Below are 26,855 nucleotides of genomic sequence, written 5' to 3'. Positions count from 1 at the left end.
GTCCCGGCATCCCGGACCGGGCCCCGCCCCCGGATCCCGGACCGCGCCCCGTCCTGGCGCCCCGGACCGGGCCCTGCCCCCGCATCCCGGACCGGGCCCCGCCCTCGCATCCCGGACCGCGCCCGCGGCATCCGGGCCCGGACCTCACCTGCCTCGGGAACCAGGGGGTCCGCGACGGCTCAGGCCCCGTCCTCCGAGGCGTCGAGCAGCGTCATCAGGGCCCGCGCGGCCGGGCTCGTGGCCTCCTCCGGCGGCAGCATCGCGACCGTCTCGTACGACCCCTCCGAAGCGCCCTTGAAGGGCAGCGCGGTGAGGTCGCGGGCTTCCGGCTTGTGACCGAAGTGGCGCGGTACGACGGCGATCCCGAGGCCCTCGTGGACGAGCTCCAGGAGGCTGTGGACGTCGTTGACCTCCAGGGCCACCGTCCGCTGCACTCCCGCCGCCGCGAACGCCGCGTCGGTGGTGCGCCGCGGACCCCAGTCGGGGTGGAAGTCGACGAAGGCCTCCTCGCCCAGTTCCTCGGGCGTGACCACGGCCGCGGTGGCGAGCGGGTGCTCCGGGTGGCAGAGCACGGTCATCGGCTCGCTGGCCAGCGATACCGAGCGCAGATGCTCGGAGTCGTCGCGGGTCCGCACCGCGAAGGCCAGGTCGAGACGGCCCGCCGCGACCTCCTCCGCCAGCGCCTCGGAACCCGCCTGGCGCAACCGGATCTCCACGTCCGGATGACGCCGCCGGAACGCCGCGAGCAGTGTGGCGCAGTGCACTCCGGCGATGCACTGTTCGGTGCCGAGGGACAGCGTGCCGCGCAGCACCCCCTGCACGGCGGCCACGGCGTCGTGCGCCGAACGCACCTGGGCGAGGATCCGTTCCGCCTCGACGAACAGGGCGCGACCGGCCTCCGTGAGGGTGACCCGCCGGGTCGTACGGACGAACAGCGGCGCCTGGAGCTCCCGCTCCAGCGCCCTGATCGACGAGGAGAGGCCCGACTGCGACACCATGAGCCGCTCCGCCGCCCGGGTGAAGTGCCGGTCCTCGGCGACGGCGACGAAGTGCTGAAGGTGACGCAGTTCCATGAGACGCAAGCGTAGGCGCCGATCGGCGGGTGCCCCGACCGATTGAGAAGCCGGATCGCTCAATGCCATCCGATCCTTCCGTTGGACCGGTGCCCACCGGGCGCGCGAGAGTGGAAGCCTGTTTCCCCGGCCTCACAGGAGTACGCGTTGTACACCCCGCACCCCGATCGCTACGCGGACATGCCCTACCGGCGTACCGGACGCAGCGGCCTGAAGCTCCCCGCGCTGTCGCTCGGTCTGTGGCACAACTTCGGCCCGGACCGGCCGGTGGACGTCCAGCGCGCGATCCTGCGCCGCGCCTTCGACCTCGGCGTCACCCACTTCGACCTGGCGAACAACTACGGCCCGCCGCCCGGCGCCGCCGAGTCCGCCCTCGGTGACGCCCTGAAGGCGGACTTCGGACACCACCGCGACGAGCTGGTCATCTCCACCAAGGCCGGCTATCTGATGTGGCCGGGCCCGTACGGCGAATGGGGCTCGCGCAAGTACCTGCTGTCCTCGCTCGACCAGAGCCTGGGCCGGATGGGCCTGGACTACGTCGACATCTTCTACTCGCACCGCCCCGACCCGGAGACCCCGCTCGAGGAGACGATGGGCGCCCTGCACTCGGCGGTCCAGCAGGGCAAGGCGCTGTACGTCGGCGTCTCGAACTACTCGGCGGAGCAGACCCGCGAGGCCGCGAGGATCCTGGCCGAGCTGGGCACCCCGCTGCTCATCCACCAGCCGCGCTACTCGATGCTCGACCGCCGGCCCGAGGACGAGGGCCTGCTGGACGCGCTCGACGAGCTCCAGGTGGGCTCCATCGCGTACTCGCCGCTGGAGCAGGGCCTGCTCACCGGCCGCTACCTGAACGGCATCCCGGAGGACTCGCGGGCCGCGAGCGACAGCCCGTTCCTGAGCGCGGACACGGTCACCGAGGACCTCGTGGGCCGACTGCGGACCCTCGACGAGATCGCCAAGTCCCGCGGCCAGTCGCTGGCCCAGCTCGCGCTGGCCTGGGTGCTGCGCGGCGGCCGGGTCACCTCGGCCCTGGTCGGCGCCAGCAGCCCGCGCCAGCTCGAGGACAGCGTCGCCGCCATCGGCAACCTGGACTTCGGCGAGGACGAACTCGCCCGGATCGACGCCCTGGTCAAGGTGTAGCGCCTACGGGGTGTGGCGCGCCCTTGACTCCCGGCGCGCCCCGACGGCACACCGAGGTCCCTGACGCGCGGCCGCGTCGGGGACCTCGGCGCGGGTCAGGCCGGGACGCGGTCCAGGAATCCGTGCACGCTCCGGATCCGGCCCTCGCCGTCCAGGACGATCACGTCGAAGCCCGCGACGGGCGCCGAGCCGTCCGTCTCGTCGGCCAGTTCCCAGCCGAAGCGGGCGATGTCGTGGTGGCCGTCCACCGCCCCCAGCGGACGGAAGACGAAGCCGGGGAACCGCTCGTGCGCCGAGGCGATCATGGCCGCGATCTCCTCGTGTCCGCGGACGTCGGCGAGCGGGTCGGTGTACGTGCCGTCCGGGGCCCAGGCGGCGGCCACCGCCTTCGCCGGGGTGTCCGGCCCGCTCGCGTTCCAGGCCTCGAAGTAGCGGGTGACGGCGGTCTCGTAGCGGTCGGTGTTCGCGGACATGGTGAACCAGCCTCCATCGGGCGACGTATCCATGGTCAAGCTCCGTGTCCCGGGCGGCCGTTCGAGTGCCGGGACGCGATACGCCAACCCTGACGGGCGCCGCGCGAAGCGTCGATTACCCCGCGGGTAATGCCGGGGAGCGGGGCGGTCCCGGGGCCGGGAAAGCTGTCGATGCCCTTTCGGCCACGCGCGGTGGTGAATATGCCAAGAGACTGGCTGGATTCACATGGTGACAGTGTGTCAGTAGTGGCGATACTCAATCAGTAGGGCAATTCAACCAAGCCCGTGCAATTGCACGGAGCAATGCCCAAGAGCCGCAGGGAAAGTGAGGCCGGACCGGCGACGAGCGACGCCAATGGGGGAGATCGTGCACGACGAATTCCTGTGCCATGTCACCGCGTACGGCATGTGCGGCGGTCAGCGAGTCGGTGTACCCCTCGGCACTTATCGTGCGCCGACCCTGGCGCTGGCCCTGTGGTGGATGCGGGACCGCGCGGCCTGGATGGCGGAAAGACTCGATCCGCAGCCCGAGGACCCCGCCTTTCCGCCCAACTCGATCGCGCCGGTGGGGGACAGTGTCCCCGACGTCCCCACGATGCTGCGCGCATGGTGCGGTGACTCGGAGCAACAGGAGCTGGTCGCCGATGAGTTGGCGGCGGGCAAACTCGTTCGCGTCTCCACCAGCGACGACACCACCGAATACGAACTGCTCGCGGAATCGGTGGACGCGCTGCGTATGCACCGCACCGCCGCGGTGCTGGGGATCTCCGCCGCCTGAGCGTCCGGGCACCCCGGCCGCCGAGCACTGATCAGGCGCACAAGAGGGCGAATCGTTAGAATTCAGGCATGGCAGAGAGGCCTGTCGCGGCAACAGCACCCGAGCTCGTCCTCGAAACCGAGACGGGCTCGACGGTGATGAGTCCGAACCACGATTACCACGTCGGGCGCGATCCGCTGTGCGACGTCGTGATCGACGACGTCCGGGTCTCGTGGCACCACGCGGTGCTGCGGCCCCACGCCGATCACTGGACGCTCGAGGACGAGAACAGCACGAACGGCACGTACGCCGACGGCCGCCGCGTCCACGAATGGGGCGTCGGACCCGGCAGTGTGATCCGCTTCGGAAGTCCCGCCGACGGCCCGCGCGCCGTCCTCGTCAGCCGCCCGCCGCCCGTCGCGGAGCGCCCCTCGGCCGTCTCCATGCCGGCCGCCACCAGTACGTTCAAACAGCCGACCACCGTACGGCCGCTGCCTTCCCGCACCGTGCGCATCGGCCGCGGCCCTGACAACGACCTCGTCATCGACGACCTGATCGTCTCCCGGAACCACGCCGAACTGCTGGCACGGCCCGACGGGACGTACGAGATCGTCGACCTCGGCAGCCACAACGGCACGTTCCGTAACGGACAGCCCGTGGAGCGGGCCCTGGTCACACCGGGTGACATCGTCGGCATCGGGCACTCCGCGTTCTGTCTCGTCGGAGACCAGCTCCAGGAGTACGTCGACAGCGGCGAGGTCTCCCTCGACGTGCAGGACCTCGTCGTCGAGGTCGACCAGGGCCGCAAGACGCTGCTGGATCAGGTGTCCTTTCCCGTCGGCGAGAAATGTCTGCTCGCCGTCGTCGGTCCGAGCGGCGCCGGCAAGTCCACGCTCCTGAACGCGCTCACCGGGCAGCGGCCCGCCGACCACGGAACGGTGCTCTACGACGGCCGTGACCTCTACCGCGACTACGCCGAACTGCGCCAGCGCATCGGCCTCGTCCCGCAGGACGACATCCTGCACGCCCAGCTCACCGTCCGCCGGGCACTGACCTACGCCGCCGAACTGCGCTTCCCGCAGGACACCGCGAAGGCGGAGCGCCTGGCGCGGGTGGACGAGGTGATCGGCGAGCTGGGCCTGCAGCAACGCGTCGACCAGCCCATCCACAGTCTGTCTGGCGGGCAGCGCAAGCGCGTCAGCGTGGCCCTGGAACTGCTCACCAAGCCGTCCCTGCTCTTCCTGGACGAGCCGACCTCCGGACTCGACCCGGGCATGGACCGCTCGGTGATGCACATGCTGCGCGGCCTCGCCGACGACGGCCGCACCGTCATCGTGGTCACCCACAGCGTGCTCAGCCTGGACGTCTGCGACCGGCTCCTGGTCCTCGCGCCCGGCGGCAAGGTCGCCTACTACGGGCCGCCCGACGACACCCTGGCCTTCTTCGGATACCGGCAGTGGCCCGAGGCGTTCGAGGCCTTCGAGCGCGACACGGACCGGGACTGGGCGGGGGAATTCAGAGACTCGCCGTTCCACCGTCAGTACATCGACAAATCGACCTCGCAGCCGAGGATGCCGGACGCGGCCACCGGAGCGCTCGTCGGACCGCCCCCGAAGGCCCAGAGCTGGGGATCGCAGCTCCGCACCCTGGTCCGCCGCTACGCCGCCGCGCTCGGGGCCGACCGGACCTTCCTCGCCATCATGATCGCCCTGCCGTTCGTGATGGGCGCGATGGCGCGGGCGCTGGCGGGCGGCAAGCTGACCCAGGAGACGGCGATGAACGCGCTGCTCATCCTGTGCGTCGGCGGCGTCCTGACCGGCGCGGCGAACGCCGTGCGCGAACTCGTCAAGGAACGGACGATCTACCAGCGAGAACGGGCCGTGGGTCTGTCCAGATCGGCGTACCTGATGTCCAAGGTCGTGGTCCTCGGCGCCATCACCGTGCTCCAGGCCGTCGTGCTCACCCTCGTGGGCCTGTTCGGCGTGAACCTCAACGCCCCCGGCGGCGAGGGCGTCCTGATGCCACCGCTTCTGGAGATCACGCTGGCCGTGGCTCTGCTGGCCTTCACCGCGATGATGCTCGGCCTCCTCGTCTCCGCCGTGGTCCGCAAGGAGGAGGTGACGATGCCGCTGCTGGTGCTGCTGGCCATCGTCCAGGTGGTGTTCTGCGGCGCCCTGCTGAAGCTGCACGGCGTGCCCGGCCTCGAACAGCTCTCCTGGCTCGTGCCCTCCCGCTGGGCCCTGGGCGCGATGGCCGGGACCATCGGCCTCGCCCGGATCGTGCCCGGCGAACTGACCGGCGACCCGATGTTCCGGCACTCGACCAGCGCATGGCTGATCAACATGGGCATGCTCGTCGTGCTCTCCGTCGTCTTCGGCTGGCTGGTCGCCCGGCTGCTGCGACGGCACGAGCCTGCGGTCATGCGGAAGTAGCCGCCGATGACGAGCCCCGGATTCCGCCCGACGCATGTCGTTCCGCAGGACGGGCTGCCCGCGTGGGAGTCGCCGGACCCGTCGCGGCCCACTGTGCCCCTGGACGCGCTGCTGCCGGTCGAACTCGTCGACCGGCTCGGTGACTGGGGGCGCGTCGTGTGCGCGAACGGCTGGTCGGCGTGGGTCGACGGCCGTCTGCTGATCGCCGTACCGCAGGTACCGCCGGCGGCGACCCGTCCGCTCGCCCGCACGGCCGATCCGCGCCCGCTGCTGGCCCGCGTCGACCAGGCACTCACCGAGTACCGCCGGGCGGCCGAGGAACTGGCGTCCGGGCGACTGGAGGCCGAGAACTTCCGGGCCCGTACGCAGGGCAGCCGGATCGGCGTGATCGTCGACGGCGAGTCGATGTGGCTGTACGACGGCGAGCACGAGCGCTGGGTGTACTGCGACGGAACACGGCTGAGCACCTTCGCGGCCGAGCGCACCCCGTCGACCTCGCGACGCGAGACGACTCACGAGCCTCAGGAGCAGGACAAGCCGTGGGAGCGGGACCGAGCGCGGGAACAGGACCGGGCGGGAGACCGGGGCCCGGAGCAGGACGGGTCGCGGGCTCCGGATCGGCCGAAGGCGCCGATCGGGTCGCCAGGACCGGACCGGCCGAGCGGGCCGGACAAGACGAAGGCTCCGGACGAGACGAGGGTGCCGGACGAGACGAAGGCTCCGGACCAGACGAAGGTGCCGGACGACACCCAGGTGCCGGGCCGGTCGCAGGGGCCGGACCGGGCGAAGGAACGTCAGGCGGAGCCGACGCGGATCGTGCGGGAAGCCGCCCCGGGTGGACCCCCCGGCGGGCCTCCCGACGGTCCTCCCAGCGGGCACGAGCCCACTCGTCTGGTCACTTTCGACAGCGACGACAAGGGCGAGGACTGATGCGCGGCGCGCGGTACGAGCGGGGTGACCGCTGATGGACGAGACGTCCGGGCCGGACACCAGTCCGTTCTCGGGGCGGCCCTCCGAGCTGATCGGACGGCAGATCGCGGGCTACCGGATCGAACGGGAGATCGGCCGCGGCGGGATGGCCGTCGTCTACCAGGCCAAGGACCTGCGGCTGGACCGCACGGTCGCCCTCAAACTGCTCGCCCCGGAACTCGCCCGCAACGACACCTTCCGCGGCCGCTTCACCCACGAGTCACGGGTCGCCGCCGCGATCGACCACCCGCACATCGTGCCCGTCTTCGAGGCGGGCGAGACGGACGGCGTCCTCTACATCGCCATGCGGTACGTCGCCGGGCGCGACCTGCGTCATCTCCTCGACCGCGAGGGCCCGCTGCCGGTCACGGTGGCCGGCCGGATCGGCATCCAGGTCGCCTCCGCGCTCGACGCGGCCCACGACCACGGTCTGGTGCACCGGGACGTGAAGCCCGGGAACATCCTGGTGGCCCAGGGCACCGACAGCGACCACCCCGAACACGTCTATCTCACCGACTTCGGACTGACCAAGAAGTCCCTGTCGCTGACCGGGTTCACGAGCGTCGGACAGTTCGTGGGCACCCTCGACTACGTGGCGCCGGAACAGATCTCCGGCAAGCCGGTGGACGGCCGCTGCGACGTCTACAGCCTGGGCTGTGTCGTCTACGAGACGATGGCCGGCCGTCCGCCCTTCCAGCGCGACGACGACATGGCGCTGCTGTGGGCCCACCAGTACGACCAGCCGCCGGCCCTGACCTCCGTGCGTCCCGACATCCCGGAGGCCGTCGACGCGGTCCTCGCGAAGGCGCTCTCCAAGAGCCCCGACGACCGGTACGACTCGTGCCTGGCCTTCGTCAGCGCGCTGCGGATCGCCGCACGCGGCCAGGTGACCGGGAGCGGCACCGGCTCGGGTACGGGGGCCGAGGCCGAGGCAGTGCCGGGCGGCCCGGGGCCCGTGCCGCAGCCGCCGGTCTGGGCCCGTCCGGTGTTCCGCCGCTGAGCCGCCACCGTCAGCCGTCAGCCGGAGCTGTGAGCCTTCAGCCGTGAGCCACAACGGTCGGGCGGTCGGGCGGTCAGGCGGTCGGCCGTCAGCCGGCCGACTCGACCTCGCCCCTGCGCCGGACGCCCCTGGCCAGAAGGGCGCCCAGGAAACCGGTGACGAGCCCCCACAGCAGGGCCAGGCCGAGGGCGCCCCACACCTGGGGCTTGAGGAAGAGCTCCCCCTTCAGGCCTCCGCCGATGTCACCCAGACCGAGGATCGACAGGCCGTAGTTCGCCGAGATCCGGCCGAGCAGGCAGATCATGAGCACGGTCAGCGCCAGCGCGACCGCCATGCGGACGGCGTGCTGCCAGGCCCGCGTCCGGGCCGGTGAACGGGCCGCCATCAGGAAGGCCGCCCCGAGCAGCAGGACGGCGTCGACGGCCACCAGCCACCAGACCCTGCCGTCGTAGTCCGCGAGGGAGCCGAGGTTGAGCTCGGACACGTCCGGAGTACGCAGCACCTCGTCGAGCACATGGGGCATCGGCAGCCCGAAGGGCCCGTCCACACGCCCGTTCCAGGTGGCGCCGAGACCGATCGTGAACGCGAGCCAGACGACATTGGGAAGACCCAGGAGCATCACGGCGAAGGTCTCGGCCGCGTGCCCGCGGGTCGCCGCCACCACCAGCCCGATGACCACGCCGAGGCCGACGCAGACGAGCAGCAGGACCACCATGGCGTACGCGGCCGGACGCACCGCTTCCTGGAAGCGCAGCAGCCGGGCGGGGAGCGGCGCGCCGCGCGAGACGAGCAGAGCGATCACGAACACGCCCGCGAGCCACAGGACCCCGAAGAACAGGGTCGGTGCCATGGTGGCCTTGAAACCCACCTCGGGCGTTGCGCCGAACAGGTCACCGATGGCGCCGATCGTGCCGTTCCCGAGGTCGATGGTGAAGTTCTGGCGGGCCGTGAGCGCCAGCCCGATCAGTACGAGCAGCCACAGGACGGCGAGCCGTCCGGCCCAGCCGGCCAGTTCCGTAGCCCCGGCGACGGCGCGATGCCGCAGCGGCCGCAGGAATCCCGCCCCGAGCACCAGCGCTCCGGTCAGGGTCACGGACAGCGGGATCACCGTGAGGCCCGCCTTCGTCTCGGCGATGGCTCCGGCGTCGCCGGTGAACTCGACGGTCCCGCCGACCGCGGTGACCAGGGTGGCCGCGACCACCCGCGGAAAGGCGTTGTCGGGGAGGTCGGTGGCGCCGGAGGCCCACAGGCCGAGAGCGGCGACCACCACCATCAGGACCAGACCGGCCAGCACGGCCACGAGGGCCTGGAGCCAGCCGTGACGGGCGGCCGGAGGCGCACCGCTGCTGGGGGCCGGCTGGGCGGACGGTGTCTGGGGACTCACGCTGCCACGCTAAGCAGCGCCGAGATCGTCCGCCCCTCGGAGAGAGCCGACCGCGTCGGCTTGCGGGCACCGGCGGACCGGGGCACACAATGGATTCGTTATGTAGGAAAGCGGTGAAAAAGCCACTCGGACGTCCCTGCATCCCTCCAACGGGAGAAGAGCTCGTGAGCGTCGAACAGCCGTCCTCCGGCCGCCCCACCGGCCCGCCCTCGGGCCCGCTGTCGGGCCCGGCACAGCCGAGTCCGACCCAGCCCGTCAGCATCCCGCCCGCCGGACCGCCCGGCGACGCGTCCGGGGCGGGAGGCGGTCCCGGAGGACCAGGGGGCGGCGGTTCGGGTGGGGGTGGCGGCGGCTCGGGTCCCGAGGGGCCCGGCGGTGGAGCCGGCGGACCGGGTGGACCGGGCGGGGGACCCGAACGGCCCTGGTGGCGGTCGGCGCCGAGGGTCGCGCTGATCACCGGTGTCGTGGCGGCGGCGGTGATCCTCGGACTGGTCTTCACCAACAACGGCGGCGGGGCCAAGAACGCCAGCAGCGAGGTGTTCGCGCAGCCCGCGGGCAAGTCGGGGCCCGACTCGTTCACCGAGTCGACCGCCAACGACAGTTCCATCGAGTCGGAGACGCCCTCCGCATCGGCCTCGTCGGCCCCGGCCACCACGGGGGGCACCTACAGCGGCAGCGCGCCCGGCCTCTACGGCGGCACCCGCAACGTGTCGAGCTGCGACGTCGAGAAGCAGATCAGCGCGCTGAAGGCGGACCCCGCGAAGAACAAGGCCTTCGCCTCGGTCGAGGGCATCCAGCCGAACGCGGTCCCCGCCTATCTGCGTTCCCTGACCCCCGTACAACTGCGTCTGGACACCCGTGTCACCAACCACGGCTACCGCAACGGCGCCCCCACCAGCTATCAGGCGGTCCTCCAGGCCGGCACCGCCGTCCTCGTGGACTCCCGGGGTGTGCCCAGGGTGCGCTGTGCCTGCGGCAACCCGCTGCTCGAACCGGTACCGCAGAAGGGCAACATCAAGACGACGGGCGACCCGTGGCCCTCGTACCGTCCGCAGAACAGCGTGGCCGTCGTGCCGTCGAAGACGGTCATCGACGTGTTCGTCATCTACGACCCCGAGAGCAACGAGTGGATCAAGCGGCACCGGGGTGACGACGTGAAGAAGGACAAGAAGACGCACCCCCCGGTGAGCCCCTCGCCGTCGGTCAGCGACTCGGGCTCCAAGTCCCCGTCGACCTCGGCCTCGAACTCGCCGTCGTCGTCGTCGTCCGAGAGTTCGTCCCCGTCGTCGGACTCCTCCGAACCGTCCTCCTCCGCGCCGTCCTCGGAGGAACCGCCCCCGTCCAGCGAGCCTCCGCCGTCCGAGTCGCAGGCGCCCCCGGCGTCCGGTTCGGCCTCCGCGGACCTGACGTCGCAGTCCGCGGACTCCGCCCCGGCGTCCCCCTGACTTCACCGAGAGCGGAACGCCGCTCCCTTCCCGTGCGGCCCCGCGCTTCTAGGCTGAAGGGGTGAGCGACCACGTGACGAACGAAGCCCGCGTCATCCCTCTGCGCCCGGCGGCGTCGGAGCCCTCCCGGACACCGCCGTTGGCCGATGCCCCGGCCCGGGTACCGCGGCCACCGGTCCTGGTGCCGCACCGGGGACCCGCGGCCCCCGCTCCCTCGGGCAAGGAACCGTTGTGGCGCGACCTGGTCGGTGATGTCCTGCGGCGCGAGCGGCTGGCCCAGGAACGCACGCTCAAGGACGTGGCCGAGGCCGCGAGGATCTCCATGCCCTACCTCTCCGAGGTGGAGCGCGGCCGCAAGGAGGCCTCCTCCGAGGTCCTCGCCGCGGCCGCGCGCGCCCTCGGTCTCGGCCTGACCGACCTGTTGTCGCTGGCCCAGCGGGAGCTGACCCGGCACACCCGGGCCGAGTCCGTCCGTGGCCGCTCGGCTGCCGCCCCGTCCTCGGGCTCGCGGTACGACGGCATGTGCCTCGCCGCCTGACGCGGGCCCGTACACCGCGCCCTCGCCGCCCGGCATCGGCCCGCTGCCGGCGGGTCGATGTCAGAGCAGGGCGAGCCGGCGGCTGAGGATCTCGTCCGCGAGCCCGTACTCCACCGCCTCCCGCGCGGTGAAGATCTTGTCGCGGTCCATGTCGGCGCGCAGCGTGGCGACGTCGTGGTGGGTGTGCCGGGACAGCACCTCCTCGACCTGCGAGCGGATCCGCAGCATCTCCTTGGCCTGGAGGCTGAGGTCCGACACCGTGCCCTGATGGCCGCCGCTGGCCGGCTGGCCGAGCAGCACGCGGGCGTGTTCCAGGACGAACCGCCGCCCGGGATCGCCCCCGGCGAGCAGCACCGCCGCGGTGGAGGCGGCCTGCCCGACGCAGAACGTCGAGATCGGCGCCTGGACGAAGGTCATCGTGTCGTAGATGGCCATCAGAGAAGTGAACGATCCCCCGGGCGAGTTGATGTAGATCGAGATCTCGCTCTCCGGGCTCGACGACTCCAGATGGAGGAGTTGCGCGATGACGACGTTGGCGACGCCGTCGTCGATCTCCGTGCCGAGGAAGATGATCCGCTCGGAGAGCAGCCGGCTGAAGACGTCGTACGACCGCTCGCCCTGCGGGGTCCGCTCGACGACGTTCGGAATCGTGTACGTACCCATGTCAGAGCCCCATCCGTCGCCGTGAAGCGGCCGGGCGGACGTCGTCGAGCGACTCCACGACCCGGTCCACCATGCCGTACTCCTTGGCCTGTTCCGCCGTGAACCAGCGGTCCCGGTCACCGTCCCTGGAGATCGTCTCCTCGCTCTGGCCGGTGTGCTCCGCGGTGATCCGTTCGATGGCCCGCTTGGTGAACTCGTGGTTCTGTGCCTGGATCTCGATGTCGGCGGTGGTGCCGCCGATGCCCGCGGACGGCTGGTGCATCATGATCCGCGCGTTCGGCAGCGCGAAGCGCTTGCCGCGCGTGCCCACGCTGAGCAGGAACTGCCCCATGCTCGCGGCGAATCCCATCGCGAGCGTGGAGACGTCGTTGGGGATCAGCCGCATGGTGTCGTAGATGGCGAGTCCGGCGGTCACCGAACCACCGGGGCTGTTGATGTAGAGGCTGATGTCGGTGCGCGCGTCCTCGGCGGACAGCAGGAGCAGTTGGGCGCACACCCGGTTAGCCGAGACCTCGTCGACCTGGGTGCCCAGGAAGATGATCCGCTGGGCGAGCAACTGCGCGGCCAGATGGTCGTCGTAGCGGGTCGCCGGGGTGTCGCCCTCCTCGGCCCACTGCGTGCGGGCCGGATGCCGGCCGGTGATGAGCGGAGTCATGGTTCCTCGTTCCTCCTGGTCGAGACGCGGCGGGCGTCGCCGCTGACTCCACTCTCGGTCCGGCGCCGCCGCCGGAGCGGATTTCTCGGCCCGTGGCAGATTCGCCGTCGGCAGAGCCGCGACGGCGAGGCGGGCCGGCGGAGGTCCGGCGCCGCTCCTCGTGCTCGTCCTCGTGCCGTTCCTCAGACGCCCGCGCGGAGTTGGCGGAAGAACGCCCGGATGTCGGCGACCAGCAGATCCGGCTCCTCCATCGCGGCGAAGTGACCGCCCCGGTCGAACTCGGTCCAGCGGACGATGGCGTCGGTGCGTTCCGCGACATGGCGCAGCGCGACGAAGTTCTCCTCGGGGAAGACGGCGAGCGCCGTCGGAGCGGTCGACGGCTCGGGCGGTGTGCCCCAGTAGGCGGCGTGGGCGCGCTCGTAGTAGATCCGCGCGGACGAACCGGCCGTGCCGGTCAGCCAGTACAGCATCACGTTGGTCAGCAGCAGATCCCGGTCGACGGCGTCCTCCGGACGGTCCCGCGAGTCCGTCCACCGCATGAACTTCTCGGCGATCCAGGCGAGTTGGCCGACCGGAGAGTCCGTGAGGGCGTACGCGAGTGTCTGCGGCCGCGTGGCCTGGATCGCCGCGTACCCCGCTTCCTCGCGGTTCCATGCCTGGCCGCGCCGCCAGGAGCGGAGGGTGCGCTCGCGCTCGTACGGGCTCAGCGCGGCCAGTTCCCCGGCGGTCGGCTCGGTGACGGCGGACGATCCGGGCAGCAGGTTGAGATGGACTCCGGTCACCCGGTCGGGGTGTGCCCGCCCGAGCTCGCGCGAGACGGCCCCGCCCCAGTCGCCGCCCTGCGCGCCGTACCGCCGGTAGCCGAGGCGGTCCATCAGCGTGGCGAACGCGGCGGCCACCCGGGTGAACTCCCAGCCGGTGTCCCGTGTCGGCCCCGAGAGCCCGAAGCCCGGGATGCTCGGAACGACCAGGTGAAAGGCGTCCGCGGGATCGCCGCCGTGGGCGCGCGGATCGGTCAACGGCCCCACGACATCGGTGAATTCGACGATGGACCCGGGCCAGCCGTGCGTCATGATCAGCGGGGTCGCCCCGGGCTCCGGCGAGCGGACGTGCGCGAAGTGCACACGCGCGCCGTCGATCTCGGTGGTGAACTGCGGCCACGTGTTGAGGCGCTTCTCGGCCGCACGCCAGTCGTAGGTGTGCCGCCAGTGGCGGACGAGTTCCTGGAGGTAGTCCTTCGGGACTCCGTAGGCCCAGCCCACTCCGGGCAGTTCGTCGGGCCAGCGGACGGTGTCGAGGCGGCGGTGCAGGTCGTCCAGATCGCCCTGTGGGAAGTCGACACGGAACGGGTGGACGCCGGGGGGTTCGGTGAGAGTCATGTCCGCGGATGCTAACTCCGTGCCGGGCGCGCCCGGCACGGGTTTTCCGCAGGGAAGGGGCGACCACCGGGGCGGCTGCGGTCCGCGGGGGTGACGTCGTGCGCGCGCGGCCGATGACTTTTCGGACGAGGATCGGTCGACAGAGGTGACGACGATTTCCGCCCGAGGAGGTACGCATGCCCGCCGACGGTTTCACCACCTGTCTGTGGTTCGACGGCCAGGCCGAGGAGGCCGCGCACTACTACGTCTCGATGTTCAAGCATTCCCGGCTCGGCAGGGTCGGCCGCTACACCGAGGCAGGGCCCGGGACGCCCGGTTCCGTGCTGGCCGTCGAGTTCACGGCCAACGGCCAGAAGTTCGTCGCGGTCAACGGAGGCCCGCAGTTCACGTTCGACGAGGCGATCTCGTTCCAGGTCCACTGCTACGGCCAGGAAGAGGTGGACCACTACTGGAACAAGTTCGTCGAGGACGGAGGCGAGGCGGGTCCCTGCGGCTGGCTGAAGGACAAGTACGGACTGTCCTGGCAGATCGTCCCGGACGGGCTCATCGAGTTGCTCGGCGACGCGGACACCGAGAAGGCCGCCCGTACGGCCCAGGCGATGTACAAGATGACCAAGCTGGACATGGCGGCCCTGGAACGGGCGCACGCGGGGGAGTGACCGGCGCCCCGGGCGACCGGCGGCGCCCTGCGGCCGGGACAGGGAGCCTGTCCCGGCCGGCCGCCTCAGGCGGGGTGGCCGCGCGGGTGGATCCGGGCCGCCAGCACCGCCACGTCGTCCTCCGCGTGCCGGGCGTCGAGCGCGACCAGCACCTCGTCGAGCAGGGCGTCGACGTCGGCACCCGGGGGAAGCCGCAGCGCGGCCAGCCGTGCCAGCGACGCGTCGATGTCCTCGTCGCGGCGCTCGACGAGACCGTCGGTGAACATCACCAGGGTGTCGTCAGGGGAGAGCCTGCGGACCACCTGCTCGTAACCGCCCACCCCCGTGCCCAGAGGCGGACCCACCGGCAGCGGCAGCAGTTCGCCCGAGCCGTCACCGGCGAACACCACCGGCGGCAGATGCCCGGCACCCGCGATCACCGCGATACCGCGCGCCGGATCGACCCGCACGAGCAGACAGGTGGCCGGGCGCCGGCTGCCGTCCTCGGCGACCGCGGTGTCCAGACGGCGCAGCACCCGGTGGGGCGGAAGATCAGTGGAGGCGACGTAGCGCAGCATCGAGCGGTACGCGTTCATGTCCACCGCGGCGTCCAGGCCGTGGCCCATCACGTCGCCGACGACCAGCAGGGTGCGCCCGAAGTGCAGCCGTACGGTCTCGAACCAGTCCCCGCCCACGAGGGAACCGCCGCCCGCGGGCAGATAGCGGGTGGCGAGGTCGAGGTTCGGATGCGGCCGGCCCGGTGCGGCGAGCAGCGCCCGCTGGAGGTCCAGGACCGTGCCGCGGAGGGACGCGTGCTCGCGGGAGTGGCCGAGGTGCACGGCCGCGAGCCGCGCCGCGTGGTGGGCGCCCGACACGTCGGCGCCGGTGAACGGCGCGCCCTGCCGGACGGCGAGCAGCACCCCGTACAGGCGTCCGTGCGCGAGCAGCGGTACGGCCATGACCTGCCGGGGAGTCCGGCCGGACAGGTCGATCGAGGCGGCGATCGGACGGCCCTCGTCGAGCGCCCGGACGGACAGCGGACGCGGGCCCTCCAGCGGGGTGAGCAGCCGGGTGCGGCCGGCCTCGGCCACGCGGGTGAGCTCCAGGTCCGGCGGTCGCCGGCCGGCCGCCACGTCCCTGGGCAGCAGGTCCACCGCGGCGGTCTCGCAGAAGCGCCGGCACATGAACGCGACGAGCTCCTCGCAGGTCGTGCGTTCGTCGAGCGTCGTGCCGATCGACTCGACGGCGTCCTCCGAGGCGTCGGACGGCACCCCCGCACCCGCCGTCTCGGCACTGCCCCGGCCCGCCATCACACCTCCACCGCAGCACACCCCCTGGATCCATCCACGCACGCGGCCGTCCCGCCCGCACGCTCAGTTCCGCGGCGGGCGGTCGTTCACCAGTACCGCCGCGCCGTCGAAGCGGCCCGCCTTGAGGTCGCGCAGCGCCCGCGGCGCTTCCTCCAGGGGATAGGCGTGCGTCGTGGCGCGGATGCCGTGGCGGGCCGCGAGTGCCAGGAAGTCCCTGCCGTCCTCACGCGTGTTGGCGGTGACGCTGCGCAGTTCCTTCTCCTGGAACAGGTCGCTCTCGTAGCGCAGCGGCGGGATGTCGCTCAGGTGGATGCCGGCGACGGACAGGACACCGCCCCGGTCGAGTGCCCGCAGGGCGACCGGCACCAGTTCACCGGCCGGCGCGAAGAGGATCGCGCTGTCCAGCGGCTCGGGCGGCTCGTCGTACGCCCCGCCGGCGGAGGCGGCCCCCAGGCCGAGCGCCAGCCGTCGCGCGGCCGGATCGCGGGTCAGTACGTGCACGGTGGCGCCCTCGGCGAGCGCGAGCTGCGCGCAGAGGTGGGCGCTGCCGCCGAAGCCGTACAGGCCGAGCCGCCCGCCCGGCGGCAGCGCGGCCCTGCGCAGGGCCCGGTAGCCGATGATGCCCGCGCACAGCAGTGGGGCCAGGGCGACGTCGTCCACGCCGTCGGGCAGCCGGTAGGCGAAGGCGGCCGGCACGGTCGTGTACTCCGCGTAACCGCCGTCGGCGTCCCAGCCGGTGTACTCGGACGCCGGGCAGAGGTTCTCGGACCCGCGCAGGCAGTACCCGCAGGTGCCGTCCGTACGGCGCAGCCAGGCGACCCCGACCCGGTCGCCCGGGGCGAAGCCGCTCACCGCGCCGCCGGTCGCCGCCACCACACCGACGGCCTCGTGGCCCGGTGTGACGCCGGGGCGGTGTACGGGCAGGTCGCCCTCGGTGACGTGCAGGTCGGTGCGGCACACCCCGCAGGCGCGGACGTGGACCAGGAGTTCGTCGGGGCCGGGCACCGGCACCGGTCGCTCGGCGAGGCGCAGCGGCTCTCCCTCGACCGGCCCCGGCCGGACCACTTCCCATGCCCGCATCATCCCGTGCCCCGTCCCGTCGACGTCCGGACCGGCCCGCCTCCAGTGTGGTGCAGGGCCCGCGGTTCGGCGCGCGGCCCGGGTGAAGGCTGGCTAGCGTGAACAGCGCAATCGTTCACCGAACAGGAGAAGGTCGGGTCATGGCCGTACAGCCTGAAGGAACGCCCTGCTGGGCGGACGCGATGTTCAGCGATGTCGAAGGGGCCAAGAGCTTCTACGGGGACGTGCTCGGCTGGACGTTCGGCGAGTCGTCCTCGGAGTACGGGAACTACACACAGGCCTACTCCGGCGGCAAGGCGGTGGCCGCCGTCGTACCGCCGATGCCGGGGCAGGAGGGCCAGTCCGCCTGGTGTCTGTACTTCGCCTCGCCCGACGCCGCGGCGACCGCCGAGAAGATCAGGAGCCAGGGCGGCGAGGTGCTGATGGAGCCGATGCAGGTCGGCGAGTTCGGCACCATGGCGCTGGCCCGGGACCCCGGCGGGGCCGTCTTCGGCGTCTGGCAGGCGGGCGTCCACGAGGGCTTCGACTCGATCGGCGAGCCCGGCTCGTACGCCTGGGCCGAGGTCTTCACCCGTGAGCCGGAGAAGTCCGACGCGTTCTTCCCGGCCGTCTTCCCCCTCACCGCCCAGCAGGTGCAGGACGACGCCGTGGACTTCCGCGTCTTCAACATCGGCGGGAAACCCGTGCTCGGCCGGATGAGGATGACGGACGACTTCCCGCCCGAGGTGCCGTCGTACGTCAACGTCTACTTCGCCGTCGAGAACTGCGACGAGGCGGTGTCGAAGGCGACCGCGCGCGGCGCGGTCCTGCGCTTCGGGCCGATGGACAGCCCCTTCGGCCGGTTCGCCGCGCTGAGCGACCCGCAGGGCGCGTCGTTCTCCGTCATCGACATGAAGACGACCCAGGGCGAGATGCCCGAGATGAAGGACGTGTCCTGACGCTCGTCCGTGGCCGCCACCCCGCCGGTGACCGGCGGGGTGGTTCCGCTCCGCGCCCCTCCGTGCGCGGGGCCCTCGGCCGGGCGTGGCATGATCGGGGTCATGCCTGAACGCGTTGTTGCCGCCTGTGACGGGGCTTCGAAGGGAAACCCGGGACCCGCCGGATGGGCCTGGGTCGTCGCCGACGGGGACGAGACCCCCACCCGCTGGGAGGCGGGACCGCTGGGCACGGCGACGAACAACGTCGCCGAACTGACCGCGCTGGAACGCCTGTTGACGGCCGTGGCCGCCGATGTGCCGCTGGAGGTCCGGATGGACTCCCAGTACGCGATGAAGGCGGTCACGACCTGGCTGCCCGGCTGGAAGCGCAAGGGCTGGAAGACGGCCGCGGGCAAGCCCGTCGCCAACCAGGAACTGGTCGCCCGGATCGACGAACTCCTCACCGGCCGCTCGGTCGAGTTCCGTTACGTCCCCGCCCACCAGGTCGACGGCGACCGCCTGAACGATTTCGCCGACCGTGCCGCCAGCCAGGCCGCTGTCGTGCAGCAGCCCGCGGGCAGCGACCTCGGGTCCCCGGAGCCGCCCGCCTCCCCCGACACCCCGGTCACCTCGGGCGCCGCCCGCCGCCGCCCCGCGGCCAAGGCGTCCCGGCCGGGCACGTCGAGCCGCACCATCAAGGCCAAGTTCAACGGCCGTTGTGCGTGCGGCCGTTCCTACGCCGCGGGCGAGCCCATCGCCAAGAACGCCCAGGGCTGGGGTCACCCGGAGTGCCGGAGCGAGGCGCAGGGCGGCGCCTGACCCGGCGCCGTTCCCCTGGTGACGCGGGCGCGTCCTCGCGCCCGCGCCGCCGCTGTGCTCCGGTGCGCCCGCGCGAGCCGACCCTCCCGGAGGTCCCTCCGGGGGTCCGGCGGTCACGGGCGCGGCCGGGATCAGACGGTGTCGAACGTGTAGAACGCGGAGTGGTCGAGCAGATCGGCCGGCCGGGTGTCGTTCCACGGCTTCATCGTCTCGCCGAGGTCGATGACGTTCGGGGTGTCCTTGAGCGGGAGGTAGCCGGAGCCCGGGTGCCGGCGCTGCCACTGGGCCCACAGCCTGTCTATGAAGGCGTGGTGGAGCCAGAACACCGGATCGTTGGGCGAGACGCCCGTGCCCATCTGGCCGCCCACCCACACGTGCACCCGGTTGTGGAGGTTGACGCCCCGCCAGCCTTCGAGGTGATTGCGGAAGCCGTCCGAGGCGCTGTTCCAGGGGGCCATGTCGTACGTCGTCATGGCGAGCACGGAGTCCACCTCGGCGCGGGTCGGCAGTTCGCGCACCCCGCTGCCCAGCGACCTGCGCAGGTAAGTGCGGCTGTCGACGCGGACGTTGATCGGCCAGTTGCCCGCGGAGGCGGCGAACGGGCCGTCCATCACCCGGCCGTCCAGGCTGCGCCCGGTGCCGCCGAGGAAGTCCGGCGCCCACAGGGACGCCCGCGCGGTGCGGTCGGCGCTCCAGTCCCAGTAGGGCAGCGCCACCGAGGGGTCGACGGCCTGCAGGGCCCGCTCGAACTCCAGAAGGAATCTGCGGTGCCAGGGCAGGAACGACGGTGAACGGTGGCCCGTCCGCTCGCCGTTGTCGGTGTCGCCGAGGATGAACGCGTTGTGCGTCGTGACGAAGGTGTCGTACGTGCCGCTGCGCTTGAGCTGCAGCAGCGCGTCGACGAATCGCCGCTTCTCGTCGGCGGTCAGGCTCGCCTGGTTCTTGCGTACGGTCATGTGCGGGACTCCACGATCTGCTTGCGGGGTGGTTCAGTTGGCGGCGAAGGGCACGAGCGGCGCCCCCTGCAGCTCCACGACGGCGGCGCGGGCCGCGTCGCGCGGGGTGGGTACGGGGTCGTAGTGGCTGACGACGCTGATCCAGCTCCCGTCGGCGTTGCTCATCACGTGCAGTTCCGCGCCGTCGATGAACACGGCGTATCCGCCGCCGTGATGGTGGCCGCCCCCGGTGACCGGGCGGCCTTCTATGCGGCGCCCCCGGAAGACCTCGTCGAACGGTTCCGGGCCGCCGTGGTGGTGCTCGCCCATGGACTCCCGTGCGGCGGCCGGCCCGTTCGGGGACGCGGACGCCGAGGGTGCGGCGAGGGCCTGGGCACCTGCGCCCGCGGCGAGCGCGGCGGCGGCGCCGAGGGCGCGGCGGCGAGTGAGCTCCGGCATGCGGAGACCTCCTGTGATCAGCGGTGTTGATGACCCGATATGCCTATCGGTTCGCCAAACAACGGGAGAAATCGCCGAATGTCGGTTGGCTGCGATCCGGACAATCGCGGATATGTCATGCAGGGTTGAACAAAGATGATCTTGTTGTCAGGGGCGCCCGTGGCACACCCGCCGACGGAAATCCTCCGGCGGGAGGACCTCGCGTCGATGATCTTGCGGTCGCGGCCGTCGGCTCGTGGCGCGGCTCACGCCCGCGATCTGGCGTGAACTGCGGGGCGCGACACCCCTGCTACTCTTCGTGATCAATTGACCGCATTGTGCAACATAGGGGAGTGCGCGTGAAGATCGCGTGCGTCGGTGGCGGACCCGCAAGCCTGTACTTCTCGATCCTGATGAAGCTCCAGGACCCGTCCCATGACATCACCGTCCATGAACGGAACCCGGCCGGATCGACGTACGGCTGGGGTGTGACCTACTGGGCAGGTCTGCTCGACAAACTGCGCGAGGGCGACCCGGCGTCCGCGCTCGCCGTCAGCGAGAACTCGGTGAGCTGGAGCGACGGCGTCGCCCACGTCGGCGCCCGCACGACGGTGGCCCCGGGGGACGAGGGATTCGGCATCGGCCGCCGCCGGATGCTCGACCTGCTCGCGGAGCGGGCCCGTTCGCTGGGGGTCCGTGTCGAGTACGAGAGCGAGATCGCGGCCGACGGACTGCCCGAAGCCGACCTCGTCGTCGCCGGGGACGGGGTCAACAGCGCCCTGCGCGAGCGTCACGCCGACCACTTCGGCAGCGAGATCAGCCACGGGCGCAACCAGTACATCTGGCTCGGCACGACGAAGGTCTTCGACGCCTTCACCTTCTCCTTCGTGGAGACGGGCCACGGCTGGATCTGGTGTTACGCGTACCGGTTCGGCGACGACCGGAGCACCCTCGTCATCGAGTGCTCCCCGGAGACCTGGACCGGCCTCGGGCTCGACAGCGCGGGCGAGGCCGAGGGTCTCGCGCTGCTGGAGAAGCTCTTCGCGGACCTGCTGAACGGGCACAGGCTGATGGGCCGGGAGCGGTCCGACGGCGCCGCCCCGTGGCTCACCTTCCGCACCCTGACCAACCGGACCTGGCACCGGGGCAACCTCGTCCTGCTCGGCGACGCCGCCCACACCACGCACTACTCGATCGGCGCCGGCACCACCCTCGCCCTGGAGGACGCCATCTCCCTGGCCCGGGCACTGCGGGAGCACCCGGACCTCGAGACCGCCCTCACCCGGTACGGACGGGAGCGCAGGTCCGAACTCCTGCCGGTGCAGAGCGCGGCCCGCCACAGCGCCCAGTGGTACGAGAACCTGTCGCGCTACATCGGTCTTCCGCCGACGCAGATGTTCGCCCTCCTCGGGCAGCGCCACTCGCCGCTGCTGCCGTACGTCCCGCCCCAGCTCTACTACCGGATCGACCGCGCGGCCGGCCGCCTGGAGGCGCTGCGCCGCTTCAAGCGCTGGCTCGGACCCCGGGTCGCCCGCGGCGTACAGGCCCGCGCCCGGCGATAGGGCGTGTCGTCCGGGTCGGGTGACAGGCCCGCGCCCGGTGCCATGGCCTCTCGTCCGGGTCGGGTGGCACCGGCCCGGGCGCCTGGCGGACGGCCGTCCGGAAAGCGGACCCCACTTGGGGTGAATGACAATTCACCGGTAAGGTGAATTGTCATTCACCTCAGTTTTTCATGTCTACTTCTGGAGTGCCGATGGCGGCCCTGCGCGAGCGGCTCGCGATCCCTGTCCTGGCGTTCGGCGGGATCCTCATGGCCGTCATGCAGACGGTGGTCGTCCCCTTGCTGCCCGACCTGCCCCGGCTGACCGGCGCCTCGGCGGGCGCGGTCTCCTGGATGGTGACGGCGACCCTCCTCGCCGGAGCGGTCCTGACCCCGGTCCTCGGCCGCGCGGGAGACATGTACGGCAAGCGGCGCGTGCTGCTCATGGCCCTCGGGATGATGACGGTCGGCTCGCTGATGTGCGCGCTCACCTCGGACATCGGCGTCCTGATCGTGGCGCGGGCGCTACAGGGCGCCGCGGCCGCCGTGGTCCCGCTGTCGATCAGCATCCTGCGCGACGAACTGCCGCCGGAGCGCACGGGGTCCGCCGTCGCGCTGATGAGCTCCACCGTCGGTATCGGCGCCTCCCTCGGCCTGCCGCTCGCCGCCCTCTTGGTGCAGTACGCCAACTGGCACGTCATGTTCTGGGCGACGACCGCGCTCGGCGTCTTCGGGACGGCACTGGCCTGGTGGGCGGTGCGCGAGTCCCCCGTACGCGAGCCGGGCCGCTTCGACACCCTGGGCGCGCTGGGTCTGGCCGCCGGACTGGTGTGTCTGCTGCTCGCCGTGTCCCAGGGCGGCACCTGGGGCTGGACCAGCCCCAGGATCCTCGGGCTGTTCGCCGCCTGCGCGGCCGTCCTCACGCTGTGGTGGCGCCAGCAGCTCCGCGCCGAACGCCCCCTCGTCGACCTGAAGCTGGCCGCCCGTCCGCGCGTCGCCCTGCCGCACATCGCCGCGCTGCTCACCGGCTTCTCCTTCTACGGCAACTCGCTGGTCACGGCACAGCTCGTGCAGGCGCCCACGGCCACCGGCTACGGACTCGGCCTGTCCATCGTGGCGACCGGCCTGTGCCTGCTGCCCGGCGGCGTGACGATGCTGCTGCTGTCGCCCGTCTCGGCGCGGATATCGGCGGCCCGCGGTCCCCGGATCACCCTGGCCCTCGGCACGGCGATCATCGCCTCCGGCTACGTCCTGCGGATCGCCGACAGCCGTGACCTGTGGGCGATCATCCTGGGCGCCACGGTCTGCTCGATCGGCACGACCTTCGCCTACTCCGCCCTGCCCACCCTGATCCTGCGGGCCGTGCCCGCCGGACAGACCGCGTCCGCCAACGGCGTCAACGTCCTGATGCGCACCATCGGGCAGGCCGTGTGCAGTGCCGCCGTGGCCGCCGTGCTCGTCCACCACACGAGCCTTGTCGCGGGCGCCCCGGTGCCGACCCTGCACGGCTATCTGCTGGCCTTCGTCATGGCGGGTACCGTCGCACTGGTGGCCTGTGCCGCCGCGCTGTCGATACCCACCGACCCCGCCTCCCGCGAGACCCCGCGAACCGGCCGCCGCACCGGCGCACCCCGCGACGAGGCCCTCGAAGGAGCCTGAGCACCGTGACCACCCCCCACTCCGGTCTCACGGCGTCGTCCCCGTCCGCCCCCGGAACCGGCGAGCGGCCGGAAGCCGCCCCCGCCCCCCGCCGTGACGCCGAGGCGAGCAAGGCGGCGATCCTGCGCGCGGCCCGGTACCTGCTGGCCCGGCACGCGCACGCGGACATCACGCTCAAGGCGGTCGCCGACCGGGCCGGGGTGAGCGCGCCGCTGATCCTGAAGTACTTCGGCAACAAGGACGCGCTGTTCGCCCGCGTCATGTCCTTCGAGTCGGACGCCGACGCCCTGCTGGACGCCCCGTTGGAGGAGCTCGGCCGGCACATGGTCCGCCATGTCCTCGAAGGCCAGACGCAGCGCGGCGCCGATCCCGTCCTGCGGATCGTCTTCGCCCCGCTCCAGGGGGAGCAGGGCGAGATACTCCGGGCCAACTTCCGCGCCCAGGTCAGCGAACGTCTCGCCGGTCGGCTGAACGGGCCGGACGCGGGCCTGCGCGCCGAACTCGCCGTGAGCACACTCCTCGGCCTCGGCGTGATGTACGGGATCGCCCGGGGCTCGCACCTGCGCGCCACCTCGGTCGACGTCATCGTCGACCGGTACGCGCCCGCCGTGCAGGCGCAGCTCGCGCCGTGAGCCGGCGGGCCCGGTGGGAGTGCGGGAGCGGCCGCCGGGCGGCTCCCCCCTGGGGCCCACTCGCGGCCGCGCCGCTCAGTTCACCCCGTCCGGGCGGAACTGCACGCTGATCCGGGGCCCCGCGGCCCGCGCCGTCTTGGGGATCGCGTGCTCCCAGGTGCGCTGGCAGGAGCCGCCCATGACGATGAGGTCGCCGTGGCCCAGCGGGCGCCGGACCGTGTCCCCGCCACCTCGCGGCCGCAGCAGGAGATCGCGCGGCGCGCCCACCGACACGATGGCGACCATCGTGTCCTCGCGGGCGCCCCGGCCGATCCTGTCCCCGTGCCAGGCCACGCTGTCACGGCCGTCCCGGTAGTAGCAGAGCCCCGCCGTGGTGAACGCCTCGCCCAGCTCCCCGGCGTAGTGCGCCGACAGCGTGTCCCGGGCCTCGTCCAGGACCGGGTGCGGCAGCGGATCGTCCGCGCCGAAGTACGCGAGCAGCCGGGGTACGTCCACCACGTGTTCGTACATCTGGCGCCGTTCGGCCCGCCAGGGGACCTCGGCGGCCAGGCGGCCGAAGAGCTCGTCGGCCCCGCTCAGCCAGCCGGGCAGCAGGTCGATCCAGGCCCCCTCGCCCAGCGTGGTGCGCCGCAGGCCGTCCAGCGGGCCGAGGCGGAGTTCGTCGGTCTGGTCGAAGAGCGAGCCCTGGAGATGCGTGGCCATGAGGCCAGCGTACCCCTGTAATCGAATACATGTTCCATTGGGTGTCAGGTGTCAGGTTTCAGGTGCCCGGGTGCCCTCGGTCACCAGGGGACGGGGCCCGACGCGTCGAAGAAGCCGCCGGTCGGTCCGTCCGGGCCGATCCGCGCCATGCGCACGATGATCTCGGCGCCCTCCTCCACGGTCTGAGTCCCGGTGTTGCCGTTCAGATCGGTGGCGGTGAAGCCCGGCTCCACGGCGTTGACACGGATCCCGGGGAACACCTTCGCGTACTGCGCGGTGATGCTGTTGACGGCGGTCTTGGACGCGGGATAGGCGACTCCGGGGTAGGCGTGGGCCGGGCCGGCGGGGTCGGTGATCCGGGCCAGTGAGGCCAGGCCGCTGCTGACGTTCACCACGACGGGGGAGGCCGAGCGCCGGAGCAGGGGCAGGAAGGCGTGGAGGACCCGGACGACACCGAAGACGTTCGTCTCGAACAGCTCGCGCATCATGTCGGCGGTCACCTCCGCCGCGCCGATCACGCTGTTCCCCGCGCCGCGCCCCTCGACGCCGGCGTTGTTGATCAGGACGTCCAGGCCGCCCTCGGCCTCGACAATCTTGGATGCGGCGGCGACGGACGCGTCGTCGGTGACGTCGATGACGAGCGAGCGCGCCCCGAGCTCCGCGGCCGCGCGCCGTCCGCGCTCCGGGTCCCGGCTGCCCACGTAGACGGTGTGGCCCTCCCCGACGAGCCGGCGGGCCGTCTCGAAGCCGAGGCCCTTGTTCGCTCCGGTGATGAGTGTTGTGGTCATGGGTCCACACTCCGGCGGATCGCCGCCCACAGCCAGGAGCCCGGTCTTCCTGGGACCGGCGGTACCAGGCGCGTTCGCCCGGGCGGGTGCACAGTGGGTGGCATGGCGAACACGGAGTTCGGGCGTACGGTACGACGCTGGCGTGACCGCGTCACGCCGGAGGCCGTCGGCATGCCCGGAGGCGGCAACCGGCGCGCGGCCGGCCTGCGCCGCGAGGAGCTGGCCCTGCTCGCCGGCATCTCGGTCGACTACGTCACCCGCCTCGAACAGGGGCGGGCGGCCCACCCCTCGGAGCAGGTCGTCGAGGCGCTGGGCCGGGCGCTGCGGCTGTCCGGGGCCGAACGCGAGCACCTCTTCCAGGTGGCCGGACTGGTGCCGCCGGGCCGTGGCATGGTGCCGGCCCACATCACCCCGGGCGTCCACCGGCTGCTCGACCGGCTGAGCGGGACACCCGTCGCGGTCTATGACGCGGCCTGGACCCTGCTGCTGGCCAACCCGCTGTACGCGGCCCTGCTCGGCGATCCCTCCGGGTGGAGCGGCAACGAACGCAACGGTGTGTGGCGCAACTTCGTCGGGCCCGGCGGTCGGGTTCGGCACACTCCGCGGGAGCGGCGCGCCTTCGAGGCGACGCTCGCCGCCGACCTGCGCGCCACCGCGAGCCGGTACCCGACGGACCGGCGTCTCGGGCAGTTGATCGAGGACCTGTGCGAGAACAGCGTGCGCTTCGCGGAACTGTGGGAGTCCGGGGCCGTCGCCCGCCACGACGCGTCCCGCAAGACCATCGACCACCCCCAGGTCGGCGCCGTGACGCTGGACTGCGATGTGCTGAGCGTCGCGGGCAGCGACCTGCGGATCATGGTCTACACCGCCGAGCCCGGCACGGAGGACGCCGAACGCGTCGCCCTCCTCGGCGTCCTCGGGACGCAGGCACTCGTGGAGTGATCGCGCGGTGATGCGCGGCTGCAACATCGCGCGGCCACAACGCCGTGCGGCTGCAACACCGCGTAGCTACAACATCCGCTGCTCGGCCAGTACTTCGCGGATCACGTGTTCGGCGTTGCCGGCGATCACCGGGTTCGTGACGCGGTAGTACGGGAGTTGGACGAGGGCCATGGACAGGGCCCAGCCGCGGCCGCGCGCCCAGCCGGAGTCGTCGGCGCCGGCCGCGTCCCGGAAGACCGGCCGCACCTCGGCGGGAAGGAGGTTCCAGGCCGGGATGAAGTCGCAGGCCGGATCGCCGGTGCCGAAGGTGCCGAAGTCGAGGACGGCCGCGAGGCGGTGCCCGCGGACCAGGAGGTTCATCGGCATCAGGTCCGAGTGGAGCCAGCGCGGCGGGCCCGTCCACGCGGGTGCCGCCAGCGCCTCCTCCCAGGCCGCCGTCGCGGCCCCCGGGTGGACCCCGCCCCGGGGGGCGGGGATGGCCGCGCGCCGCCACGGGGCCCCCCCCCCCCCCCGGGGGGCCCCCGATGGCACCCCCCCCCCCGGGCCG

General features: G+C 72.2%; 26 protein-coding genes and 1 pseudogene. 14 read left to right on the top strand and 13 right to left on the bottom strand.

Annotated features, from left to right (window positions below; genetic code table 11):
- Window positions 1–179 precede the first annotated feature (179 nt).
- On the bottom strand, window positions 180–1,073 hold the full coding sequence (locus tag ACFXGX_RS20390) for a LysR family transcriptional regulator (protein ID WP_384792919.1): 894 nt from the start codon (window positions 1,071–1,073) through the stop codon (window positions 180–182).
- Window positions 1,074–1,220: 147 nt separating this feature from the next.
- Between ACFXGX_RS20390 and mgrA the strand changes: the two genes are divergently transcribed.
- Entirely contained in the window at window positions 1,221–2,213 is a 993-nt protein-coding gene (mgrA, locus tag ACFXGX_RS20385; RefSeq protein WP_384792916.1) for an L-glyceraldehyde 3-phosphate reductase, read from the top strand.
- Between the two features lie 95 nt (window positions 2,214–2,308).
- Here the strand turns inward: mgrA and ACFXGX_RS20380 are convergent, their stop codons facing one another.
- Window positions 2,309–2,686, bottom strand: a complete 378-nt coding sequence (locus ACFXGX_RS20380) for a nuclear transport factor 2 family protein (protein WP_384792913.1) — start codon at window positions 2,684–2,686, stop codon at window positions 2,309–2,311.
- Window positions 2,687–3,053: 367 nt separating this feature from the next.
- On the opposite strand from ACFXGX_RS20380, the gene ACFXGX_RS20375 reads away from it, so the two are divergent.
- The 4 genes from ACFXGX_RS20375 to ACFXGX_RS20360 all read left to right on the top strand — a co-directional run bounded on the left by ACFXGX_RS20375 (window position 3,054) and on the right by ACFXGX_RS20360 (window position 7,844).
- Window positions 3,054–3,464, top strand: a complete 411-nt coding sequence (locus ACFXGX_RS20375) for a hypothetical protein (RefSeq protein ID WP_384792910.1) — start codon at window positions 3,054–3,056, stop codon at window positions 3,462–3,464.
- Between the two features lie 68 nt (window positions 3,465–3,532).
- Window positions 3,533–5,875: an FHA domain-containing protein gene (locus ACFXGX_RS20370; protein ID WP_384792907.1), complete on the top strand. Its 2,343-nt coding sequence runs from the start codon at window positions 3,533–3,535 to the stop codon at window positions 5,873–5,875.
- A 6-nt stretch (window positions 5,876–5,881) separates the two neighbouring features.
- On the top strand, window positions 5,882–6,805 hold the full coding sequence (locus tag ACFXGX_RS20365; RefSeq protein WP_384792904.1) for a hypothetical protein: 924 nt from the start codon (window positions 5,882–5,884) through the stop codon (window positions 6,803–6,805).
- A 34-nt stretch (window positions 6,806–6,839) separates the two neighbouring features.
- On the top strand, window positions 6,840–7,844 hold the full coding sequence (locus ACFXGX_RS20360) for a serine/threonine-protein kinase (RefSeq protein ID WP_384792901.1): 1,005 nt from the start codon (window positions 6,840–6,842) through the stop codon (window positions 7,842–7,844).
- Between the two features lie 88 nt (window positions 7,845–7,932).
- On the opposite strand, the gene ACFXGX_RS20355 is transcribed toward ACFXGX_RS20360, so the two are convergent.
- A complete protein-coding gene (locus ACFXGX_RS20355) occupies window positions 7,933–9,228 on the bottom strand; it encodes a streptophobe family protein (RefSeq protein ID WP_384792899.1) in 1,296 nt (431 codons plus the stop codon).
- A gap of 164 nt (window positions 9,229–9,392) precedes the next feature.
- Between ACFXGX_RS20355 and ACFXGX_RS20350 the strand changes: the two genes are divergently transcribed.
- Window positions 9,393–10,673 (top strand): DUF6777 domain-containing protein, encoded by a 1,281-nt coding sequence (locus ACFXGX_RS20350; protein ID WP_384792896.1) that lies wholly within the window; start codon window positions 9,393–9,395, stop codon window positions 10,671–10,673.
- 61 nt (window positions 10,674–10,734) lie between these two features.
- Window positions 10,735–11,211: a helix-turn-helix domain-containing protein gene (locus ACFXGX_RS20345; protein WP_384792893.1), complete on the top strand. Its 477-nt coding sequence runs from the start codon at window positions 10,735–10,737 to the stop codon at window positions 11,209–11,211.
- Window positions 11,212–11,271: 60 nt separating this feature from the next.
- Here ACFXGX_RS20345 and ACFXGX_RS20340 read toward each other — a convergent pair whose 3' ends face one another.
- From ACFXGX_RS20340 to ACFXGX_RS20330, 3 genes are all read right to left on the bottom strand, one after another.
- Window positions 11,272–11,874 (bottom strand): ClpP family protease, encoded by a 603-nt coding sequence (locus tag ACFXGX_RS20340; protein WP_384792890.1) that lies wholly within the window; start codon window positions 11,872–11,874, stop codon window positions 11,272–11,274.
- A gap of 1 nt (window position 11,875) precedes the next feature.
- Window positions 11,876–12,529 carry an ATP-dependent Clp protease proteolytic subunit gene (locus tag ACFXGX_RS20335; RefSeq protein WP_384792887.1) on the bottom strand — a complete coding sequence of 218 codons (654 nt, stop codon included), beginning with the start codon at window positions 12,527–12,529 and terminating at the stop codon, window positions 11,876–11,878.
- A gap of 182 nt (window positions 12,530–12,711) precedes the next feature.
- Window positions 12,712–13,908: an epoxide hydrolase family protein gene (locus ACFXGX_RS20330; RefSeq protein ID WP_384792884.1), complete on the bottom strand. Its 1,197-nt coding sequence runs from the start codon at window positions 13,906–13,908 to the stop codon at window positions 12,712–12,714.
- Between the two features lie 176 nt (window positions 13,909–14,084).
- Here ACFXGX_RS20330 and ACFXGX_RS20325 point away from each other — a divergent pair, with 176 nt between their 5' ends.
- The gene (locus tag ACFXGX_RS20325) at window positions 14,085–14,567 is read left to right on the top strand and encodes a VOC family protein (protein ID WP_384792881.1); all 483 of its coding nucleotides are present in this window, start codon (window positions 14,085–14,087) and stop codon (window positions 14,565–14,567) included.
- A gap of 65 nt (window positions 14,568–14,632) precedes the next feature.
- Here ACFXGX_RS20325 and ACFXGX_RS20320 read toward each other — a convergent pair whose 3' ends face one another.
- On the bottom strand, window positions 14,633–15,856 hold the full coding sequence (locus tag ACFXGX_RS20320; RefSeq protein WP_384792878.1) for a PP2C family protein-serine/threonine phosphatase: 1,224 nt from the start codon (window positions 15,854–15,856) through the stop codon (window positions 14,633–14,635).
- Between the two features lie 63 nt (window positions 15,857–15,919).
- The gene (locus ACFXGX_RS20315) at window positions 15,920–16,936 is read right to left on the bottom strand and encodes a zinc-binding alcohol dehydrogenase family protein (RefSeq protein ID WP_384792967.1); all 1,017 of its coding nucleotides are present in this window, start codon (window positions 16,934–16,936) and stop codon (window positions 15,920–15,922) included.
- A 140-nt stretch (window positions 16,937–17,076) separates the two neighbouring features.
- On the opposite strand from ACFXGX_RS20315, the gene ACFXGX_RS20310 reads away from it, so the two are divergent.
- Window positions 17,077–17,874 (top strand): VOC family protein, encoded by a 798-nt coding sequence (locus tag ACFXGX_RS20310; RefSeq protein ID WP_384792876.1) that lies wholly within the window; start codon window positions 17,077–17,079, stop codon window positions 17,872–17,874.
- Window positions 17,875–17,964: 90 nt separating this feature from the next.
- Window positions 17,965–18,672 carry a ribonuclease H gene (locus ACFXGX_RS20305; protein WP_384792873.1) on the top strand — a complete coding sequence of 236 codons (708 nt, stop codon included), beginning with the start codon at window positions 17,965–17,967 and terminating at the stop codon, window positions 18,670–18,672.
- A 131-nt stretch (window positions 18,673–18,803) separates the two neighbouring features.
- Here the strand turns inward: ACFXGX_RS20305 and ACFXGX_RS20300 are convergent, their stop codons facing one another.
- Window positions 18,804–19,628, bottom strand: a complete 825-nt coding sequence (locus ACFXGX_RS20300; RefSeq protein WP_384792870.1) for a tyrosinase family protein — start codon at window positions 19,626–19,628, stop codon at window positions 18,804–18,806.
- 33 nt (window positions 19,629–19,661) lie between these two features.
- Complete coding sequence (locus ACFXGX_RS20295; RefSeq protein WP_384792867.1) at window positions 19,662–20,066, bottom strand: tyrosinase cofactor; 405 nt, start codon at window positions 20,064–20,066, stop codon at window positions 19,662–19,664.
- Between the two features lie 338 nt (window positions 20,067–20,404).
- Between ACFXGX_RS20295 and ACFXGX_RS20290 the strand changes: the two genes are divergently transcribed.
- The 3 genes from ACFXGX_RS20290 to ACFXGX_RS20280 all read left to right on the top strand — a co-directional run bounded on the left by ACFXGX_RS20290 (window position 20,405) and on the right by ACFXGX_RS20280 (window position 23,876).
- Window positions 20,405–21,607, top strand: a complete 1,203-nt coding sequence (locus ACFXGX_RS20290; RefSeq protein ID WP_384792864.1) for an FAD-dependent monooxygenase — start codon at window positions 20,405–20,407, stop codon at window positions 21,605–21,607.
- A gap of 170 nt (window positions 21,608–21,777) precedes the next feature.
- Window positions 21,778–23,244 (top strand): MFS transporter, encoded by a 1,467-nt coding sequence (locus tag ACFXGX_RS20285; protein ID WP_384792861.1) that lies wholly within the window; start codon window positions 21,778–21,780, stop codon window positions 23,242–23,244.
- Window positions 23,245–23,363: 119 nt separating this feature from the next.
- Entirely contained in the window at window positions 23,364–23,876 is a 513-nt protein-coding gene (locus ACFXGX_RS20280) for a TetR family transcriptional regulator (RefSeq protein WP_384792964.1), read from the top strand.
- 75 nt (window positions 23,877–23,951) lie between these two features.
- Here the strand turns inward: ACFXGX_RS20280 and ACFXGX_RS20275 are convergent, their stop codons facing one another.
- Both ACFXGX_RS20275 and ACFXGX_RS20270 read right to left on the bottom strand, forming a co-directional pair.
- Window positions 23,952–24,578 (bottom strand): alpha-ketoglutarate-dependent dioxygenase AlkB, encoded by a 627-nt coding sequence (locus ACFXGX_RS20275; RefSeq protein ID WP_384792858.1) that lies wholly within the window; start codon window positions 24,576–24,578, stop codon window positions 23,952–23,954.
- Between the two features lie 80 nt (window positions 24,579–24,658).
- Entirely contained in the window at window positions 24,659–25,366 is a 708-nt protein-coding gene (locus ACFXGX_RS20270; RefSeq protein WP_384792855.1) for an SDR family NAD(P)-dependent oxidoreductase, read from the bottom strand.
- 102 nt (window positions 25,367–25,468) lie between these two features.
- Between ACFXGX_RS20270 and ACFXGX_RS20265 the strand changes: the two genes are divergently transcribed.
- Complete coding sequence (locus tag ACFXGX_RS20265) at window positions 25,469–26,308, top strand: helix-turn-helix transcriptional regulator (RefSeq protein WP_384792852.1); 840 nt, start codon at window positions 25,469–25,471, stop codon at window positions 26,306–26,308.
- 66 nt (window positions 26,309–26,374) lie between these two features.
- Here the strand turns inward: ACFXGX_RS20265 and ACFXGX_RS20260 are convergent.
- Window positions 26,375–26,755: pseudogene (locus tag ACFXGX_RS20260) on the bottom strand (phosphotransferase); the annotation flags it as partial.
- Window positions 26,756–26,855 lie beyond the last annotated feature (100 nt).

Origin of the sequence: Streptomyces sp. NPDC059371 (assembly GCF_042751995.1) — a bacterium.
Lineage (GTDB): Bacteria > Actinomycetota > Actinomycetes > Streptomycetales > Streptomycetaceae > Streptomyces.
The sequence above is the reverse complement of the archived record's forward strand: the minus strand, read 5'-3'. Positions and strand labels throughout refer to the sequence as shown.